The sequence below is a fragment of the Mycobacteroides sp. H003 genome (assembly GCF_001440135.1).
Lineage (GTDB): Bacteria > Actinomycetota > Actinomycetes > Mycobacteriales > Mycobacteriaceae > Mycobacterium > Mycobacterium gwanakae.
This window is the reverse complement of the sequence record NZ_LJYL01000034.1, coordinates 1461314-1476705: the sequence shown is the minus strand read 5'-3', so window position 1 is coordinate 1476705 and position 15392 is coordinate 1461314. Positions and strand designations below refer to the sequence as shown.

The 15392-nt window shown below is 62.3% G+C and carries 16 protein-coding genes and 1 pseudogene; 11 read left to right on the top strand and 6 right to left on the bottom strand.

What is annotated here, in order from left to right; genetic code table 11:
• Nucleotides 1-9: 9 nt before the first annotated feature.
• From gnd to AOT87_RS27070, 4 genes and pseudogenes are all read right to left on the bottom strand, one after another.
• Nucleotides 10-903 (bottom strand): phosphogluconate dehydrogenase (NAD(+)-dependent, decarboxylating), encoded by an 894-nt coding sequence (gene gnd / locus AOT87_RS27085; RefSeq protein WP_057968881.1) that lies wholly within the window; start codon nt 901-903, stop codon nt 10-12.
• Between the two features lie 49 nt (nt 904-952).
• Nucleotides 953-2152, bottom strand: coding sequence for a DNA polymerase III subunit beta (dnaN, locus tag AOT87_RS27080; RefSeq protein ID WP_030097699.1), 1200 nt, complete (start codon nt 2150-2152; stop codon nt 953-955).
• Between the two features lie 692 nt (nt 2153-2844).
• Nucleotides 2845-4320 carry a chromosomal replication initiator protein DnaA gene (gene dnaA / locus AOT87_RS27075; RefSeq protein ID WP_057968880.1) on the bottom strand — a complete coding sequence of 492 codons (1476 nt, stop codon included), beginning with the start codon at nt 4318-4320 and terminating at the stop codon, nt 2845-2847.
• 122 nt (nt 4321-4442) lie between these two features.
• Nucleotides 4443-4847 (bottom strand): annotated as a pseudogene (locus tag AOT87_RS27070) (hypothetical protein).
• 73 nt (nt 4848-4920) lie between these two features.
• On the opposite strand from AOT87_RS27070, the gene rpmH reads away from it, so the two are divergent.
• From rpmH to AOT87_RS27030, 9 genes are all read left to right on the top strand, one after another.
• Nucleotides 4921-5064, top strand: coding sequence for a 50S ribosomal protein L34 (gene rpmH / locus AOT87_RS28170; RefSeq protein ID WP_030097696.1), 144 nt, complete (start codon nt 4921-4923; stop codon nt 5062-5064).
• A gap of 24 nt (nt 5065-5088) precedes the next feature.
• A complete protein-coding gene (rnpA, locus tag AOT87_RS27065; protein WP_081343020.1) occupies nt 5089-5472 on the top strand; it encodes a ribonuclease P protein component in 384 nt (127 codons plus the stop codon).
• Nucleotides 5469-5753 carry a membrane protein insertion efficiency factor YidD gene (gene yidD / locus AOT87_RS27060; RefSeq protein ID WP_057980052.1) on the top strand — a complete coding sequence of 95 codons (285 nt, stop codon included), beginning with the start codon at nt 5469-5471 and terminating at the stop codon, nt 5751-5753. The genes rnpA and yidD overlap by 4 nt, the downstream gene beginning before the upstream one ends.
• The gene (gene yidC / locus AOT87_RS27055) at nt 5746-6831 is read left to right on the top strand and encodes a membrane protein insertase YidC (protein WP_030097693.1); all 1086 of its coding nucleotides are present in this window, start codon (nt 5746-5748) and stop codon (nt 6829-6831) included. Before yidD ends, yidC begins: the two co-directional genes overlap by 8 nt.
• A 42-nt stretch (nt 6832-6873) precedes the next feature.
• A complete protein-coding gene (locus tag AOT87_RS27050) occupies nt 6874-7419 on the top strand; it encodes a protein jag (protein ID WP_057968879.1) in 546 nt (181 codons plus the stop codon).
• 49 nt (nt 7420-7468) lie between these two features.
• Complete coding sequence (rsmG, locus tag AOT87_RS27045) at nt 7469-8182, top strand: 16S rRNA (guanine(527)-N(7))-methyltransferase RsmG (RefSeq protein WP_057968878.1); 714 nt, start codon at nt 7469-7471, stop codon at nt 8180-8182.
• A gap of 22 nt (nt 8183-8204) precedes the next feature.
• A complete protein-coding gene (locus tag AOT87_RS27040) occupies nt 8205-9149 on the top strand; it encodes a ParA family protein (protein ID WP_057968877.1) in 945 nt (314 codons plus the stop codon).
• A 64-nt stretch (nt 9150-9213) separates the two neighbouring features.
• Complete coding sequence (locus AOT87_RS27035) at nt 9214-10197, top strand: ParB/RepB/Spo0J family partition protein (RefSeq protein ID WP_057968876.1); 984 nt, start codon at nt 9214-9216, stop codon at nt 10195-10197.
• Between the two features lie 254 nt (nt 10198-10451).
• Entirely contained in the window at nt 10452-11168 is a 717-nt protein-coding gene (locus tag AOT87_RS27030; RefSeq protein ID WP_057968875.1) for a hypothetical protein, read from the top strand.
• A 9-nt stretch (nt 11169-11177) separates the two neighbouring features.
• On the opposite strand, the gene AOT87_RS27025 is transcribed toward AOT87_RS27030, so the two are convergent.
• A complete protein-coding gene (locus AOT87_RS27025) occupies nt 11178-12089 on the bottom strand; it encodes an MBL fold metallo-hydrolase (protein ID WP_057968874.1) in 912 nt (303 codons plus the stop codon).
• A 38-nt stretch (nt 12090-12127) separates the two neighbouring features.
• Nucleotides 12128-12769 carry a TetR/AcrR family transcriptional regulator gene (locus AOT87_RS27020; RefSeq protein WP_057968873.1) on the bottom strand — a complete coding sequence of 214 codons (642 nt, stop codon included), beginning with the start codon at nt 12767-12769 and terminating at the stop codon, nt 12128-12130.
• 140 nt (nt 12770-12909) lie between these two features.
• Between AOT87_RS27020 and AOT87_RS27015 the strand changes: the two genes are divergently transcribed.
• Both AOT87_RS27015 and AOT87_RS27010 read left to right on the top strand, forming a co-directional pair.
• Nucleotides 12910-13758, top strand: a complete 849-nt coding sequence (locus AOT87_RS27015; RefSeq protein ID WP_030097685.1) for a hypothetical protein — start codon at nt 12910-12912, stop codon at nt 13756-13758.
• A 152-nt stretch (nt 13759-13910) separates the two neighbouring features.
• On the top strand, nt 13911-15392 hold the full coding sequence (locus tag AOT87_RS27010; protein WP_324612917.1) for a cytochrome P450: 1482 nt from the start codon (nt 13911-13913) through the stop codon (nt 15390-15392).

Here is a 15392-nt window from a genome sequence, read left to right as displayed (position 1 = left end):
GCGCGTCCCTTATCCGGAGAGACCGACGCGCTTGACCGCGTGGCCGCCGAACTGGTTACGCAACGCCGAGACCGCCTTCATTGCAGGTGAATCTTCCTGCCGCGAAGCAAATCTCGCGAACAACGACGCGGCGATGACCGGCGCGGGCACCCGATGATTGATGGCCTCCTCGACCGTCCAACGTCCCTCTCCGGAGTCTTCGGTGTATCCGGAAATCGCGTCGAAGCCGGGATCTTCCTTCAAAGCCTTGGCGAGCAGATCCAACAGCCATGACCGCACCACGGTGCCCTTGGTCCAGGCCTGCAGTACGGCCTGCACATCGGTAATCAGCGGCTCGGCCGCCAGTAGCTCGTACCCCTCGGCATAGGCATGCATGAGACCGTACTCGATACCGTTGTGAATCATCTTGGCGTAGTGACCCGCGCCGACCGGGCCGGCATGTACAAAGCCATCCGCACGATCACCCTCGGGACGCAGCGTGTCGAAGATCGGCAACACCCGCGCCACATCGGCGTCGCTGCCCCCGACCATCAGCCCGTAGCCGTTCTCCTTGCCCCACACCCCGCCGGATACACCCGCATCGATGTATCCAATCCCCTTGGCCGCCAACAGATCCGCATTCGGCTGGTCTTCGGTGAACCTCGAGTTACCACCGTCGATCACGAGGTCGCCCTCGGACAATTCCTCGGCGAGCTCAGCAATTGTCTGTTGGGTAATCGGACCCGACGGCACCATCACCCACACCACACGAGGCGCCTCTAAGGCATCGGCCAGCCCTTTAAGCGAGGGCACATCGGTGACCTCCGGGCGTGGGTCGTATCCGATGACCTCATGCCCACCGGCGCGCAGCCGGTCGCGCATGTTGAAACCCATCTTGCCCAGTCCAACCAAACCCAGCTGCATGACCTATAACCTCCGATGACCAGTACCTATACCGATTGGGGTGCGAGCCCTAGCCGGGCAGGCGCACCGGCATCAATAGATAGACATAGTCAGTTTGCGCTGCCGTAAACGGCCCGGGGCCTTCTGGCGAGCTTTGATCGTCTTCCGCCGGACGCAGTACGGCCGGACGGCTGGGAGTCGTGAAGCCGAAAGTCACCCGATTCGAGTGCAGCGACCCCAGACCATCGGTCAGGTACGTCGGATTGAAGGCGATGGTCAGCGGTTCACCGACGAAATCTACTTCGAGTTCTTCCTCGGCACGGCCCACATCATCGGCACCTGCCGACAACCGCAGCAGTCCCGGCTCGAATTCCAGCCGGATCTGCGCTCCACGGTCGGCAACCAGCGCAACACGTTTGATGGCTTCCACCAACTCGGCGATACCGACGGTGGCCAGTGCGGTGTGCTCGGTCGGCAGCAACTGCCGGAACTTCGGGAACTCGGCGTCCAGCAGGCGAGTCGTACTGCGCTTGCCGTTGCTGACGATGCCCAACAGACCTTCGGATCCGATCGCCGAACCCGCACCCAGCGCGAGCTGCACGTCTGATCCACTGGACGCAGACTTTGCCGCCTCGGACAGCGTCTTGGCCGGAACCAACACCGCGGCGCTGATCTCGCCTGATCCGGATGTCCACTTCAGCTCGCGAACAGCCAGACGGAAGCGGTCTGTTGCCGCCAAAACCACTGTGTCACCGTTGATTTCAACCCGGATACCGGTCAGCATCGGGAGCGTATCGTCCTTACCCGCAGCGACCGCGACCTGGCCGATCGCCTCGGAAAACACCTCCGAACCCAGGGCACCGGTCTCCTCCGGCAGCGAGGGCAATGCCGGGTAATCCTCGACCGGCATGCTCGGCAGCGAGAACTTCGCGCTTCCACAGCTGATCAACAGGCGAGTGCCTTCCAACGCCACATCGACGGGCTTATTGGGCAGCGAGCGGGTGATATCCGAAAGAAGTCGGCCCGACACCAGCGCACTACCGGAGGCGGCAACCTCTGCCGGCACCTGCACCTGCGCGGAAACCTCGTAGTCGAAGCCGGAGAGGGTCAAACCCGTGTCATGCGCGGTCAGCAGCACACCTGCCAAGACCGGAACCGTCGGCCGCGAGGGCAGACTCCGCGCAACCCACGCCACCGAATCGGCGAAGTCGTCGCGCGCGACCCTGAACTTCAGGCTGGTGTCTGCGGCAGTGGGGCTCGCAAGATCCATGAATACCCTTCGCTTCCTCGTTGTCCAGGTCGGACTGTCTGCACACAAAAATCCGTGATAGCCATCGTGGCACGCCCGGGTGACAGCGTTGACAGCGCATCGGACGACCCCCGGCACGTCACCGGGGTACCGCGCACAAGTCCTGTCACTCGGCGTGGGAAGTCGTCAGGCCATGCGACTTCCGAAGCACAACCGTAGATGCTTTCGACGCATCGGGAAAGCGGATCGGTCTCTCCGACGATCCCTGAAGTCCATCGCTGGGTTACCGGCTGGACGGTCCTTGTTGACGCGTCCATCCACACAGCTGCTTTTCAAGAGAAAGATTAGATAGAGATCTAAGCAGTATTAGTAGGTGCTGTGGAATCTGTGGACAGACAAGTGTTGTCGCACGACAGAGGCCCGTAGGGGTTGTCAGGAGTTTGTGGATTCCGGGGAGGGTTGCGGCCCGCGGATGTGGAGGACATGTCATTAGTTCAGCAACCCCCAACCGATCGTAGGTTTCCCCCACAGCAGTCCACAGTCCTGTGCACAACTTCGATTGGTATGGATGTGACGTGTGAGCCACACGAGGTGACAAAAAATCATCGAGAAAAATCTTGAAAAGTCTTGAAATGGGCACGTGTTGAGAGCCCGGCGCGGTGCGGTGAGACAAAAAAACCCGGCCGCGGGGGCCGGGTGGGGGAGGACTTAGGTCAGTGCCGGGAACGCTGGCGGATTCGGGCGGTGAGTTCCTTGACGTGATCGAAAACCTCACGCCGCTGCGCCATTTCGCCACGAACCTTCTTGTCGGCATACATGACGGTGGTGTGGTCGCGTCCAAACGTTTGGCCGATCTTGGGCAGCGAGAGGTCCGTGAGTTCGCGGCACAGGTACATGGCGATCTGCCGTGCCTGCGCCAGCGCCCGTGTCTTGCCGGGGCCACGAAGCTCTTCCACGGTGGTGTCGAAGTACTCCGCGGTGACCGCCATGATCGTGGCGGCGCTGATCTGAATGGAGTTTGAGTCGGGGATGAGGTCGCGCAGCACAATCTCGGCCAGCGACAGCTCGATGGGGGACTTGTTCAGCGAGGCGAACGCTGTCACCCGGATGAGCGCACCTTCAAGTTCCCGGATATTGCGTTCGATCCGGCTTGCGATCAGCTCCAAGACGTCATCGGGGACATCCAGCCGGTCCATCTGTGCCTTCTTGCGCAGGATTGCGATCCGCGTTTCCAGTTCGGGAGGCTGAACATCGGTGATGAGGCCCCACTCAAAGCGGGTGCGCAGCCGGTCCTCAAGAGTGGCCAGGCCTTTCGGCGGCCGGTCGGAGGAGATCACGATCTGCTTGTTGGCGTTGTGCAGGGTGTTGAAGGTGTGGAAGAACTCCTCCTGGATACCTTCCTTGCCCTCGATGAACTGGATGTCGTCGACCAGGAGCACATCGATGTCGCGGTAGCTGCGTTTGAACGCGACCCGACGGTCATCGCGCAAAGAATTGATGAAGTCGTTGGTGAACTCTTCGGTGGAGACGTACTTGACGCGCATACCGGGAAACAGGCGCTGGGCGTAGTTCCCGGCGGCGTGCAGTAGATGCGTCTTACCCAACCCGGATTCACCCCAGATGAACAACGGGTTGTACGCGCGGGCCGGAGCTTCGGAAACTGCGACGGCGGCCGCGTGCGAGAACCGGTTGGATGCGCCGATGACGAAAGATTCGAAGGTATAGCGAGCATTGAGGCTCGTGTCAGGAGTCTCGGCCTTGTCGGCCCCGCCCGGACGGTTGATGAAGTACGACGGCCACGATTCGTGTGCGCTAGCAAGCGCCTCGGTGGTCTCGTCGACCTCATCGACCTCGAGCTCGGGAGTGGGGCCGGCGACTTCCAAATCTTCGCCAGGAGCCGGTGCCGCGATGCGCACACCCAGTTCGACGTTCTCGCCGAGGCGACGCGAAAGGGCCTCCACGATGGGTCCTCGCAGATGCCGCTCGATCTCGTTTTGTACGAAGCTGGACGGCACCGAAAGCAGTGCGAAACCTTCGGCCATGGTGAGTGGCTTGACCAATGTGAGCCAGGCGCGCTGCTGGGGGGTGAGTGGCGGAAAACTCGACAAATATTGGTTGTCGTCACCATTGAGCTCTGCGACGACGGTATTCCATACCGCCGTGAACTGGGAATTCAGTTCATCAGTCAACGGCGAGCATCTCTCTGGCAGTAGGGGACACGTCGACAGTAGCCCCTTTTCAATGATCGGTCGTGGGTTTCCACACGGTTATCCACACCTGTGGACAACAAAGCAGACCACCCCTGCGGTGGTCAGTGTGCGCATACCAGGAGATCACGTCGGATCACCTGTTCCGGGGGACCGGCTAGTCGGTGTCCGACCGCGATCGGCATCGGCCCGCGTGGGTGGTTCCGATGCATTCGCCCGGTGGAAACGGCATTCGCAGAAGCTAACAGTTTTTGTGCCGCCCCGCCAACCTATCCCGTGACTGTGGTGACAACTTTCGTAAAGGTGACAGACTGCTGTGCAGAGGGGATACGCGTGTGACGGTTGGGATCAGTTTGACCGGCGACGAGCAGGTCAGTACCCTCAAACAGTCGCCCGAACGTTGGCGGCACGGCCGCGACCCGCACGTCATCAGGGGTGAAACCCAAGATTCCGTAGGCACCGCGCCGGTGGCGAGTGAGCAGTACCAACGGACTGATGCGTCTCAGCACATTGCATGCGTCGTGAACGGGCGGCGTGAGTGATGTCAGTTGAGCACGTGACGGACATAAAGGAGTAGTAGCGGTGGCAAAGGGCAAGCGGACCTTCCAGCCAAACAATCGGCGTCGCGCGCGTACCCACGGTTTCCGGTTGCGCATGCGCACCCGTGCCGGTCGCGCAATCATTGCGGTTCGGCGTCGTAAGGGCCGCAAGGAACTGACCGCCTGAGTTTCGGGCGCAGGTAGGTAGTCGGTGTTACCGACTCGACACCGGATGACCAAATCATCCGAATTCCGGCAGACCGTCAAGCGTGGAGTGCGAACTGCCCACGCGGACTTGGTGATTCATCTGCAACGTGGCTGTGTGGGTTCCACATCGGGCGACGTCGAGGGTCCCAAGGTCGGTTTGATCGTCGGGAAATCGGTAGGCGGCGCGGTAGTGCGCCATCGGGTGTCTCGTCGGCTCCGGCATGTTGCCGCCGAGGTGCTCCCCACACTTGAACCCGTGGATCGCATGGTGATCAGAGCGCTGCCCAGTAGCAGCACGGCACTCTCGGCGAGTCTGCGTCAGCAATTGCGAGACGGAGTCCACCGGTCGATACACCGGTTGGAACCCGCACCAGAGCGGCAGCCATGAAAAGCCGTCCCGCACGCGCGGTGATCTTCTTGATTCGCCTGTATCAAACCTGGGTCTCGCCGATGCGTCTGCCCAGTTGTCGGTTTATGCCGACCTGCAGCCAGTACGCGGTCGAGGCGTTGACCGTGCACGGACTGGTCCGCGGTGGTTGGTTGGCCACGATCCGCTTACTGAAGTGCGGGCCCTGGCACCACGGTGGATGGGATCCGATTCCTGAACGCCATACCAAGCACGAAGACGTAGAGCACGTGAGCGTGCGGAGGAGTACAGCGGATGTTTGATTGGTTCAGTCTCGGGTTCATCTATTACCCCGTCTCGGCGATCATGTGGGTTTGGTACAAGCTGTTCGCGTACCTGCTGGGCCCCAAGAACTTCTTCGCATGGGCGCTGTCGGTGATGTTCCTCGTGTTCACTCTCCGCGCGATTCTGTACAAGCCGTTCGTCCGTCAGATTCGGACCACCCGGCAGATGCAGGAGCTGCAACCACAGATCAAGGCTCTGCAGAAGAAGTACAAGAACGATCGTCAGCGCATGGCACTGGAGATGCAGAAGCTACAGCGCGAGCACGGTTTCAATCCGATCCTTGGCTGCCTGCCGATGCTGGCCCAGATTCCGGTGTTCCTGGGTCTGTTCCACGTACTGCGTTCGTTCAATAGAACTACCGGTGGCTTCGGTCAGGTGCATATGTCGGTAGAGGCGAACCGTGCCACGGGTAACTACATTTTCAGTGCCGGCGACGTGGCCAATTTCCTGGACGCGAACCTGTTCGGCGCCCCGCTGGGCGCCACGATGATTCAGACGACGGGTCTGGACGCGTTCACCGAGTTCAACAGGTGGGCTGTCGCGGGAGTCTCGATACCGTTGATGGTCATCGCGGGTATCGCGACCTACTTCAACAGCCGGGCCTCTATCGCGCGGCAGAGTCCTGAGGCCCAGGCCAACCCGCAGACCCAGATCATGAACCGGTTGGCGCTGTACGTGTTCCCCCTCGGTGTGGTCGTGGGTGGTCCGTTCCTGCCGATCGCCATCATCCTGTATTGGGTGTCCAACAACATTTGGACGTTCGGTCAGCAGCACTACGTCTTCAACCACATCGCCAAGGAAGAAGAAGAGAAGAAGCAGGCGGATCTGGAGCGACGGGCCGCGAATGCCCCGAAGCCAGGTGCCAAGCCGACGCGCGGCGGGAAGAACCAGCCGGCGAAACAAGCAGACGAATCCGATAGCACCGAGATTGTGGAATCGGGTGGCACGGACGAGGACACCGGGGGACAGGCTTCCCCGGACTCCACCAATGGATCAGGTACGACGAGCCGCACCCCGAAGCCGGGTGCTCGGCCCGATCGTCGCCGCAAGCGCTAACCGCCCGCGATTCTGCACGGGCGTGACAGAGGGAGAAGAACGATGACCGATCTGGACACTCAAGCCGAAGAGACCACAGCCGAGGTCGACGCCGCACCCGAGGGTGAGACGCGCACGGTGGATCTCGAGGAACGTCTGGTTGCCGAAGGCGAGATCGCCGGCGACTATCTCGAGGAGCTCCTCGACGTCCTGGACTTCGATGGCGATATCGACCTCGATGTCGAGGGAGACCGCGCGATCGTGAGCATCGACGGCGGGGGCGACCTGTCCAAGCTCGTTGGCCGCAAGGGCGAGGTGCTCGACGCGTTGCAGGAATTGACCCGGCTGGCGGTGCAGCAGAAGTCCGGTGAGCGCAGCCGCCTGATGCTGGATATCGCGAACTGGCGCGGCCGTCGTCGCGACGAGCTGGCGGCGCTGGGCACCAAGATCGCCAAGCAGGTGCTGGAGTCCGGTGAGCGCGAGGAGCTCGCGCCCATGACTCCTTTCGAGCGCAAGATCGTGCACGACGCCGTTGCGGCAATCGACGGTGTGCACAGCGAGAGCGAGGGCGTGGAGCCCTCGCGTCGTGTCGTCGTCCTGCACGACTAGTCGCCACCAAATCCCATCCATGTAATTCAGTGGCCGCGCTCCGGGAGGAATGTTTCACGTGAAACACGGCGAGACCCTCCCGGTGCCGGAGGCCGCAGCCGAGGTCTTCGGCGAGCGGCTGCCTCTAGCGGTCGACTACGTTGACGCACTCGCGACGATTGGTGTGGAGCGCGGTCTGATTGGCCCACGCGAGGCCGATCGATTGTGGGAGCGCCACATCCTCAATAGCGCCGCGCTGGGGGAGTTACTCGACTCTGGTGAGCGAGTGATCGATGTCGGAAGCGGCGCGGGTCTGCCGGGTGTCCCGTTGGGTATCGCACGCCCCGACGTCGATATCGTTCTGGTCGAGCCGATGCTGCGCCGCACCGACTTCCTCCGTGAAATGATCGAGCGGCTGGGCCTCACCAATGTATCGGTGGTGCGCGGCCGGGCGGAGGAACCAAGTGTTATCGCGGAGGTTGGCGGGGCGGACGCGGTCACGTCTCGGGCGGTCGCGGCACTGGACAAGATCGGTCGGTGGTCCCTTCCGTTGACGCGGATCGGCGGACGCATGTTGGCGATCAAAGGCGATCGCGCCGATGAAGAAGTGCAGCAGTACGGTAGTGCGCTGAGCCTGCTCGGCGCTGACGATGTGAGGGTGGTGCAGTGTGGCACGCGGTACCTCGATCCGCCCACCACGGTGGTGGTCGCGCGGCGGAAAGAATGCGACGGAGGCCGTCGACGGGGAAGCTCCCGCGACGGTACGCGGAAGCGGAGCCGATGAGCATCCGATCAAGGAGACGACAGTGACTAGCGACGATGTTTCACGTGAAACCGGCGCAACGGGTGACGGCCACCGCTCGCCCGCGAACTTTGAGGAGTCGGAGACTCCGATCGGTGCAGCCGCTCAGCGTGCCACCCAGATCAAGCAAGGATCGGTTCGTCTTCCGAAGCCGGCGCATCGCCGGATGCTGACGATCGCCAACCAGAAGGGTGGCGTCGGCAAGACCACAACAGCGGTGAACCTCGCCGCCGCGATGGCGATGCAGGGTCTCAATGTTCTGGTGATTGACCTCGATCCACAGGGCAATGCGAGCACCGCGCTGGGTGCCGATCATCGTGCGGGCACCCCGTCGTCGTACGAAGTCCTACTCGGTGAGATTCCCATCAAGGACGCGATCCAATCCAGTCCACAGAGCGGGCACCTCTTCTGCGTTCCGGCGACGATCGACCTGGCCGGTGCCGAGATCGAATTGGTGTCGATGGTGGCTCGTGAGGGCCGGCTGCGTGGCGCGATCGCCGGGCTACCCGCCGACGCGTTTGACTTCGTATTCATCGACTGCCCGCCCTCGCTCGGCCTGCTGACGGTCAACGCACTCGTGGCGGCGAACGAGGTGCTGATCCCGATCCAGTGTGAGTACTACGCGCTGGAGGGCGTCGGTCAGCTGCTGCGCAACATCGAACTCGTCCAGGCCCACCTGAATCCCGCGCTGCATGTGTCGACGATTCTGCTGACCATGTACGACGGTAGGACCAAGCTCGCCGACCAGGTGGCGGACGAAGTGCGTAGCCACTTCGGTCCGAAGGTGTTGGGGTCGGTCATCCCGCGTAGCGTCAAGGTCTCAGAGGCTCCGGGATACGGAACCAGCGTCCTCGAATACGACCCGGGTTCACGGGGAGCCCTGAGTTACTTGGATGCCGCGCGCGAACTCGCGCAGCGGCCGAGCCCGTCGGCGAGTGATCCACAATGAGCGCCGTGCACTACGAGAAGATGATCATGTGCGTACAGCGGATGCAAAAAGGGAGAAGGAACCGATGAGTCAGTCGCCACCATCACGGCGTAAGGGCGGACTCGGCCGAGGCCTGGCATCCCTGATCCCGACGGCACCGGTGGATGGTGCACCCACCCCCGCAGGCCCGCGCCTGGGTGACGCGGCCGCCGATGTGATCATCGGCGGCGGCCCAGCGGCTCCGTCTGCACCGGCCACCGATATCGGCGCGGTGTACCGCGAGATCGCGGTGACGGCCATCAAGCCCAACCCCAAGCAGCCGCGCCAGGTCTTCGACGAGGAGGCGCTCGCGGAGTTGGTCCACTCCATCCGCGAGTTCGGTGTGATGCAGCCGATCGTGGTGCGTGCGGTCGAGGGCGGTGACTACCAACTCGTCATGGGGGAGCGGCGGTGGCGTGCTACCCAGGAGGCCGGTTTAGACACCATCCCGGCGATTGTCCGGGAGACGGCCGACGACAATCTGCTTCGAGACGCGCTGCTGGAGAATATCCACCGGGCACAGCTGAACCCTTTGGAAGAGGCGGCCGCGTACCAACAGCTTCTCGATGAGTTTGAAGTGACGCATGAAGAGTTGGCGTCCCGGATCGGTCGATCGCGCCCGGTGATCTCCAACATGATCCGACTGCTGCGCCTACCGATCGCGGTACAGCGCAGGGTCGCGGCGGGAGTCCTATCGGCTGGCCACGCGCGGGCGCTGCTCGCTCTTGAGGGTGGAGCCGAGGCCCAGGAGGAGCTTGCCGCCCGGATCGTGGCCGAGGGAATGTCGGTGCGGGCCGCAGAGGAAGCGGTGACGCTGGCGAACCGCAGCGATGCTCCCAAGCCGGCGCCGCGGCGCAAGCCGATCCAGATGCCGGGCTTGCAGGATGTCGCCGAGCGCTTGTCGGGTACCTTCGACACCCGCGTGACGGTGAGCCTGGGCAAGCGCAAGGGCAAGATCGTCGTCGAGTTCGGCTCGGTGGAAGATTTGCAGCGAATTGTCGACATGATGTCCGGCGAAGCCACGCCCTAGCCCACGGGGGAGAAACGTCACTGTGACGCGAAAACCCGCGAAGCGCGGCCTCCGCGCGAAAACGCTTGGCAAGTAAGAAGTTTCGGCTCCACAGGGGAATCATCGGCACAACGACGGCTCCGGCCGCGCATTCCAGGTATCGCGGCAAGGTCGCCGGGTGCCAAACCAGAAATTTCGCATATCCTTGAAGGGTTGCCGGACGCTCGAGGCGTTCCGTGCACCATGTGGACCTGACGTGGAGGCGTACAAGACCAGTGTCGGCTCGGATCGTTCCTTTGCGGCTCGATGGTTTCGAGCAGCTGCCCAAGCACGCCCGGCGGTGTGTCTTCTGGGAAGTGGACCCCGCTACCGTCGGAGACAGCCAACACCTGTCGGACCCAGAGTTCGAGAAGGAAGCATGGCTGTCGATGGTCATGCTCGAGTGGGGGTCATGCGGTCAGGTCGCAATAGCCGGCCCGCAGTCCCGGCCCGCCACGGTGGGATACGCGTTGTATGCCCCGCCCGGGGTGGTGCCTCGCGCGCAATTGTTCCCAACCGCCCCGGTCAGCGCGGATGCAGTCCTGCTGACGTCCTTGGGTGTGGAGCCGGGTCACGAGTCAGACGGATTGCCGCACAGCATCATCGCCAATGTGGTCGCCGAGTTAGTGCGCCGCGGTGTGCGCGCGCTGGAGGCCTTCGGCCGGACCAGCGAGGCGCTGGATCTTTGCGAAGGATCGTTGGCTAGGCATTCGGAAGCGGCAGATGTACTGGGGGAGTGCACCATCGAGCAGTGCATGATCGATGTCGACTTCCTGAAGGATGTGGGTTTCACGGTGGTCGCACCACACCAGCATTTCCCGCGACTGCGGTTGGAGCTTGACAGCGGGCTCGGCTGGAAGGCCGACGTGGAGGCCGCGTTGGAGCGACTCCTGGAGTCGGTGCGGATTCCGCAACCAGCGGGAGCCGGCCCGGTGGTGGGCGCCGCATTCTAGCGGCAGGGCTCATTGCCCGGCCGGAGGGTTCGTCCATTCGAACGTGGTGCCGCTGCGGCGGACACCCATCGGTAGATGTGCGGGGAAGTGGGCGGTCACCAAGCGCAAGTTTTCGTCGGCACAGCGTCCGAGCAGTGCGCGACGAGCAGCGGTACCCACGACAGGATCGGCGTCCGCGAAAAAGGGCAGATCTGGAAACTGGGCCTGCATGGGGTGATGCAGCGCGTCGCCGGAGATGATCACACCGGTGCCCGGAGCACTGATTTCGATGGCAAGGTGCCCCGGTGTGTGCCCGGCTGTGTCCAGGGTGGTGATGCGCGTGGAACCGTGCGCGTGGATTTGATGACCCGGGGCGACGAAGCGGTGCGGAGAATGTTCGAGGACCGGAAGGACACTGTCCTGATAGACCCAGCCGCCCCCCTCGGCCCACTCACCTGCCGGAGACGACTCCCATTGTGCCTGAATGTATTTGAGCTCAGTGGCGTGGAACAGGTACGTGGCGTTTGAAAAGGTGGGCTGCCAGGTGTCGTTGATCAGCCGGGTGTTCCACCCGCAATGGTCCAGATGGAGATGGGTATTGATGACGATGTCGACGTCCTCGGGATCAAATCCCGCGTGCTTGAGGTGAGTCAGGTAGTCGGTATCGAGCATGTGGAGGTCTGGGAACAAGGGCCGGTTCTTGTGATTGCCCGAGCAGGTGTCGACCACCACGACGGTGTCGCCCAGCTCGATGAGGTAGTTGTGGATGGAGAAGATCAGATCGGCACCATCTGCCGAGATGGCCGACGGTGCATAGGTGGCTCGGGCGAACGCGAGCTGTTGCTCGCTGATGGCTGGATACCAATCGTGTGGCGGGATCGGCCACACCGCAAGTTCGGTGAGCTGTGTGACTGTCGCATCACCGACGGTGAATGTGTTCACAGCGGCGGGAAACGCTCACCGGGAGCGGCGTATTCCCGCTAGGGGGCGATCCCCCGGCAGACGAGGTCGGCGGTTGCGCGTACGCGTGATGCGAGAATGTCCTGATCGGGGTCGTGCCCGTAGCGGGCAAGTATTCCCAGGGGGATGCCGGCCACCGAATCAGCGACGGCCTCGACGTCGATACCCGGCCGGACATAACCAGATTCGATCCCGTCACGTAATAGGCCAGCCAGAACCGAAGCCCCGGCGTCGAACACCTGGCAGAACTGCGCGGTCATCTCCGCATCCACAGCGGCACCCTGTTGCAGCATCAAGCGCGACAGTCGGGGATCTGCCACCACCATCCCGATGTAGGCAAGTCCGAGATTCACTGCAAAATCGTGGAATTCGTCGAGCGACGTAATGCGGCCGGGCAGTGTGTGACTGAGTGTTTCGACGGTGCGCTGGGTGGCGTGCTGTACCACGTGCTCGAGGATGTCGCGTTTGTTGGTGAAGTATCGATAGAACATCGAGTGGCCGGTGCCGAGCCGTTCCGCGATATGCGCGATCGATGTCTGGTGGTACCCGCGCTCGGAGAATTCCGCCAGGGCAGCCTCCACCACCTCTTCTTTAACGAGCTCGCTGCGTCGAGCGCGCTGCCGGTCTGCCATGCGGATCGGCGGTTCCGCGGGGTCCTCCATGCGGCTGAGAATAGTCGACGCCGCAGGCTATCGATAAGGTGTGTCGTCTTACGGAATGATTTGTCTCAAAATGATTGACTTATTCTCAAATCAGACATTAGTGTCCGAATGAACCGCTTGCCGATGGCGAAAGGACACTTGTGACGAGACGATGGAGTACGGGTGCGCAGTGGGGTCCACCACCAGTCATTCACGGTGAGCCGTGGTGGGCATGGACCGTCGTCGCGATACTTGTTGCTTGCCTGGCGATTTCGCTGATCTGGGTGGGATGGATGACCCTACGGAGGCACGAAGACGCGCTGATGTACTGGCTGATCATGCTCAGCGGGGTGACAGTCCTGCCCTACTTCGTCGAGCCATGGCTCGACGTCATTGGTGCCACCACCTATATGACCAACGCCCTGCCCTACGTCACGATCGCCGACCGGCCCCTTCCGATCTTCGTTCCGCTGGTCTGGGTGGGTACGGCGCCGACGGCGCTTCTCGTCTACGAGATGATCAAAAAGGGTTGGGCCGCTTGGACACTCATCTCGTTCGCGGTGATCTTCGGGATTGGCGAATGCATCGGTGAGATGGTCAACAGTCATTTTGGCCTGATGAGGTACTACAGCAACAACGCACTGGTGTACGGAGTGCCGTTGCCCAGCCTCGTGCAGAACGGCGGATTCCTGGTGATGATCGCCTGGGTACTGGTAGTGATCCGGCCGCATATGCGCGGATACCGTTGGGCAATAATCCCATTCGTCGCACCTGGGGCATATCTCGCCTACACCATCATCTGCACGCTGCCGAACTACTTCGCGATTCATCTGGGACTCGGGCCCGGACCGTCGTGGGCGATCGCCAGCCTGTGCACGGCCCTCAACCTCCTGGCTGTTGTGATCGCGGCGTACTCACCTACGTGTCAGCGTTACCGCGATGCGGTCGGAGCCACGGTGTTGGGACCGGTGCGTGGCGCGCCCTCCAAACAGCCCGTGCCCGTGGCGTAGTCACCCCTCGGAAAAGGAGACCAAGGAGCATGCCGCAGCTACCCACTGCCGAGAACACGACCGATGCCTGTCCATTCGAGGCTTCCGCAGGGACCCAATCCCGCGCAATAGATGTGTCGCTGCCACGTGAGCTGACGGGAGATTGGGGGCCATTGCCGCTCAATCCGACGGTGCACGAAGTCAACGAGATTGGTAGACGACACGGAGGATCTGCCTTCGGTAGGCATGATCCATGGCGGATCACCCGCGCAGGCATTCCTCTGGCGGCTAGCGCCGTGCGGGGAGTGGGGAGAGCGGCGCTCACTCCACCGGGTCCAGTTGGCCGACCGTTCGTCGGGAGTGTCCCGGAGATGCGGCGTGAACCCTTCGAGTTCTTCCGGCGTTGCGCTAAGGAGTTCGGCGACATCTATAGCGTTCCATTTCCGTTGGGCGGCAGCATTATTGTGGTGAACCATCCGGATTACGCCAGCCAGGTGATGGACGACCCTGTCGGTCGGTACAGCATGATCGGACCGGGCCAGGCGGCAATGGGCATGATCGGTGCTGCGATTCCGATGCTGGAGGGAGACAAGTTCCGGCAGCGGCGCCGGATGCTCATGCCGATGTTTGGACGCCGCCATCTGGCGCGGGTGGCAGAGGTGATCGCCGACGAATTCGTGGGCCGAGTCGACAGCTGGGCACGGTGGGCAGACACCGGGCAGGAGGTGGACTTGCAACACGCGATCGCACAGGTGACTTTGCCCGCGTTCCTGCGCGCGATGTTCTCCTCGTCGATCACCGCGCAGGAGATCCACGAAACCGACGTGGACTTAAGGACTTTCATGTCGCTGATGGCGTCGGTGACGTTGATGAGCCCCTTACCGAACCTGCTGCCGCTACCTGGGCGCGAGAGCGCGCCCAGGTCCATGTGGAGACTGTGGCGATTGACGAGAAGGCTGATCAAGGACCGCCGCAGGCACCCCGTCGAGACCCCGGATCTGTTGAGCCTGTTGTTGGAGGCGACCTACGATGACGGAAGTCCGTTGTCGGAGCGGGATCTCAGCATGGAACTGATGATCCTGATGGCGGGTGGATACGAGACGGTGGTGGCGTCGCTGTCGTGGACACTCGCGCTACTATTGGCACATCCGGATCACCTCAACCGGCTGTACGCAGAGGTTGACGCACTGCAAGGTGCAGTGCCGACGCCGGATGATCTACCCAAGTTGTCTTGGGCGAAAGCGTGTTTCGACGAGGGGCAGAGGTTGCAGGGCCACCCGCTCAATCCTAGATTCGCGATGGAAGACGACGTGATAGGTGGGTACCTCATCCCGCGTTACACCATCGTCGGCCCGTCGTTGTACTCGATGCACCGTGATCCACGCTGGTGGGTGAACCCAGACAATTACGACCCGAATCGATTCATGGATCAGGCACTTGTCAGGGAGCGTCCGAGACTGGCATTCATGCCGTTCGGGTCGGGCAGACACCACTGCCTCGGCACCGGCATGGCCTACATGAACGCGCAGTTCTTGTTGACGATCATTTTCCAGAGGTATCGGCTGACGCTCCCGCAGACCTGGAAGCCCAAGCACCACTTCAACTTTTCGGTGACGCTCGATGGTGGGCTGCCCGTTACCCTAACGAGGGCGTGA

Bases quoted from the DNA above. Each gene is read 5' to 3' on its own strand.
- gnd (WP_057968881.1), bottom strand. From the start codon at position 903: ATGCAGCTGGGTTTGGTTGGACTGGGCAAGATGGGTTTCAACATGCGC.
- dnaN (WP_030097699.1), bottom strand. From the start codon at position 2,152: ATGGATCTTGCGAGCCCCACTGCCGCAGACACCAGCCTGAAGTTCAGG.
- yidD (WP_057980052.1), top strand. From the start codon at position 5,469: ATGAAAAGCCGTCCCGCACGCGCGGTGATCTTCTTGATTCGCCTGTAT.
- yidC (WP_030097693.1), top strand. From the start codon at position 5,746: ATGTTTGATTGGTTCAGTCTCGGGTTCATCTATTACCCCGTCTCGGCG.
- AOT87_RS27050 (WP_057968879.1), top strand. From the start codon at position 6,874: ATGACCGATCTGGACACTCAAGCCGAAGAGACCACAGCCGAGGTCGAC.
- rsmG (WP_057968878.1), top strand. From the start codon at position 7,469: ATGTTTCACGTGAAACACGGCGAGACCCTCCCGGTGCCGGAGGCCGCA.
- AOT87_RS27035 (WP_057968876.1), top strand. From the start codon at position 9,214: ATGAGTCAGTCGCCACCATCACGGCGTAAGGGCGGACTCGGCCGAGGC.
- AOT87_RS27020 (WP_057968873.1), bottom strand. From the start codon at position 12,769: ATGGAGGACCCCGCGGAACCGCCGATCCGCATGGCAGACCGGCAGCGC.